Below are 2,573 nucleotides of genomic sequence, written 5' to 3' on the forward strand. Positions count from 1 at the left end.
GATAGGCCCATTGATTGGTGCGAGCGCGCTCGGCTGCAATCTGGTCGAACTTGCCCCAGGCAAGAGGGCATTTCCTTTTCACAATCACCGCGCGAACGAAGAGATGTTTATCATCCTCGAAGGCTGCGGCGAGGTCAGGATTGGCGAGGAGACTTTCCCCATCAACGTTCACGACATAATTAGCTGTCCGGCCGGTGGCCCCAAGACCGCCCATCAGATCGTCAACAGCAGTGAGGCGACGCTGCGCTACCTTGCCCTAAGCACTAGGCACGCCACTGACATCGTCGAATATCCCGACAGTGGTAGGTTTCGGGTAATTCATGCGCCGACATCGCACCCGTCTCCGGATGACCAGCCGATGGATATTTGGGGGGTGCGGGACGAAGATGCTGACTATTGGGATGCGGGTTAAGTCAAACCTGTGCCAATCACCCGCAAGGTCTCTTTTTGCGGGTGGGCTCGGGAACAACCGAAGTATCCCACTACACCACGCACTATTACCCCTTTCGCTCAAACCACCGCAAAAACAGCGCCTGCGCCACGCCCGGGCCGAGATAGCCGAACCCTACCGCAATACCCGTAGAGACATTGCGGTCGAGACCGAAGTATGAAGCCACGCCATCGGCAATCAGGCCCATGCCACCGCCCCGGTAGCTCTCAAAACAGGTTCCGGTCTAAAGGTATGCAACGAATGCTCGGACTCACGACAGCTATTTCCTTGCCATCGCACTGGCTGCAGACGAGTTTAGGAACGAGATTCGCCTGCTGTGTGCTGTATCGTCGGCCGAGATGGCCTTTCCGGGTTTGCTATCTTCCCTTCGAGTCGAAGCATATGCTGGCAGTCGTGCAAACCTTCGAAGCAAGTTCCTTAGCTCGGATTCGCTTACCCTTCGCGAAGCCTCAACTGCCGAGACCCATTCGGATCGGCGCTGCTTTGCCTCGGCGAGGCGTTTTCGGAAGCCGGTAGCTTTCAAGAGGAAGACTCTAACCATGCACACGGTTTCGTCCGGAGTTTTCAGGTAGCTGTAGAAGCCAAATGGCTCTTTTTCCACTTGGCCTGTAACTCCAGCCTCCACCATGCTTTCGCGGGAAGCCGCCATGCGGGCGCTTTCATGCTTGTCGATATTGCCCTTGGGAAGCACCCATCGACCACTATCCCGACTTTTGACGAGCAGCACCTCGTTTCCGGTTTCTCCCAGGCGGTAGCAAATGGCCGCACTTTGCTGGACAGTATTGATATCCAAGATTTGGGAGATAAAATCGACCCGGTCTTTCAATCGCAACTCTCGCGCTACGGGCTTATTCCAAGGTGTCGGCATGACAGCCTCCAAAGTGAGACCGCTCATCAAGGATTTAAATGCAGGGTGGTTTTGATAATTCCGGGGAGCGGTCCAGGCGGGAGAGCTACAAGTACACGCCCTCCGGCTAAACTAAACGCGCCACGAGCCAGAAAGTTCCGTCTTAGGCTCCGATATACCCCCACCAGCTGGAGCTTTTCTCCCGTTTCCAATGGCCAGATGTCAGCAGACATTCAGAGGCTTCATAGGTTGACTGCACGCCCGGTATTTGCCGATGCCGTGCAATTGAAGTTCGACTGGCGTATTCCAATGGTCGCTCATGAATATAGACCCGGTATGGAACCGCTCTCCGGGGCATTCGCCGATTGGAACCGGAGAGCGGCCAAGGCGTCGGCACTGGCCTCGGTGGTAGGGAGCTGATGTCGCCAGTGTCTTCGCATCGATCCAAACTCTCAAGGCGAAAGATGGTTCCGGCGCTGACGAAAAAAAGCCGCCCTCCGATAGCTGGAAAGAACCGGAGAACGGCCAATTCGCGGGGCAAACGAGCACAGCCCCGCCCGGCGTACACAACGCGTTCAAGGGAGAAAAGTTCCTGCTCGTCCGTACGTGCATCGATCGCCTAGCCGATGGCAATCATTCCCGCGCGTTCTGCCGCAGCAACTCCTTGATATCGGCCCGGACCTCCTTGAGCATTTCGTTCGTCGCGTTTCGCGATTCCCTATGCGTGTCCTGGTCTTCCTTGCGCTGTGTCCACAGCCTGGCGACCTCCTGCGCGTTCGATTTTGTCTTGGCCTCTACGCGGATGGCCCACACGACCAATGCAACCCCCGCCAAAAGTTGCTGCCAGTATTCCTGCATCACGGTCATCTGTGAGCCCCGCCTCTATCAGGTGCGCCAGCCGAGGAGCTTGGCGATGGCATAGAAGCCTTCGACGCTGGCAGCCACCACTACAGCAGCCACGCCGACGAGTTCGGGATCGTTGGCGAGCATGTCGGTGATTTCCTTCGGGAGCAGCGAATAGCCCGCCAGTGCACCAGCGCCGTAGCGGAAAGCAATGCGGAGAAATGCGGGGTTGATGGTGCGCTTCATAGGATATCCTTTCAGGCTTCGTTGCCATCGGTCGGCTTTGCGTTGCCGCCGGTCGTGATCGTTTCGATTTTGAGAGCAGTTTTCGGCCACCTGCAGCCAAGCAAGCGGTGCTTTGGCATCTGGCGGATATTGACCGCGTCGGACTGGTTGCCGCCGAGGATGTCGATTGACGTGCTGGTCTGGCCG

Annotated in this window: 5 protein-coding genes; 1 reads left to right on the forward strand and 4 read right to left on the reverse strand. The window is 57.1% G+C overall.

Translation table 11 applies throughout. The annotated features are described in order from the left end of the window. The coding region (locus JJB09_RS26440; RefSeq protein ID WP_201664085.1) for a cupin domain-containing protein at positions 1-412 on the forward strand (412 nt) is incomplete at its 5' end. A gap of 85 nt (positions 413-497) precedes the next feature. Here the strand turns inward: JJB09_RS26440 and JJB09_RS26445 are convergent. From JJB09_RS26445 to JJB09_RS26460, 4 genes are all read right to left on the reverse strand, one after another. Then, entirely contained in the window at positions 498-638 is a 141-nt protein-coding gene (locus JJB09_RS26445; protein WP_201664086.1) for a hypothetical protein, read from the reverse strand. A 72-nt stretch (positions 639-710) separates the two neighbouring features. Continuing rightward, on the reverse strand, positions 711-1,319 hold the full coding sequence (locus JJB09_RS26450) for an NUDIX hydrolase (RefSeq protein WP_201664087.1): 609 nt from the start codon (positions 1,317-1,319) through the stop codon (positions 711-713). Between the two features lie 612 nt (positions 1,320-1,931). Then, entirely contained in the window at positions 1,932-2,165 is a 234-nt protein-coding gene (locus tag JJB09_RS26455; RefSeq protein ID WP_201664088.1) for a hypothetical protein, read from the reverse strand. A gap of 18 nt (positions 2,166-2,183) precedes the next feature. Beyond that, the gene (locus JJB09_RS26460; RefSeq protein ID WP_210341836.1) at positions 2,184-2,387 is read right to left on the reverse strand and encodes a hypothetical protein; all 204 of its coding nucleotides are present in this window, start codon (positions 2,385-2,387) and stop codon (positions 2,184-2,186) included. Positions 2,388-2,573: the final 186 nt, after the last annotated feature.

The organism is Phytoamicus setariae (genome assembly GCF_016722925.1).
GTDB classification, from domain to species: Bacteria; Pseudomonadota; Alphaproteobacteria; order Rhizobiales; family Rhizobiaceae; genus Rhizobium_E; species Rhizobium_E setariae.

What these genes read in the sequence shown, in the direction of transcription:
- JJB09_RS26445 (WP_201664086.1), bottom strand. Translation starts at nt 638, where the DNA reads ATGGGCCTGATTGCCGATGGCGTGGCTTCATACTTCGGTCTCGACCGC.
- JJB09_RS26450 (WP_201664087.1), bottom strand. Translation starts at nt 1,319, where the DNA reads ATGCCGACACCTTGGAATAAGCCCGTAGCGCGAGAGTTGCGATTGAAA.
- JJB09_RS26455 (WP_201664088.1), bottom strand. Translation starts at nt 2,165, where the DNA reads ATGACCGTGATGCAGGAATACTGGCAGCAACTTTTGGCGGGGGTTGCA.
- JJB09_RS26460 (WP_210341836.1), bottom strand. Translation starts at nt 2,387, where the DNA reads ATGAAGCGCACCATCAACCCCGCATTTCTCCGCATTGCTTTCCGCTAC.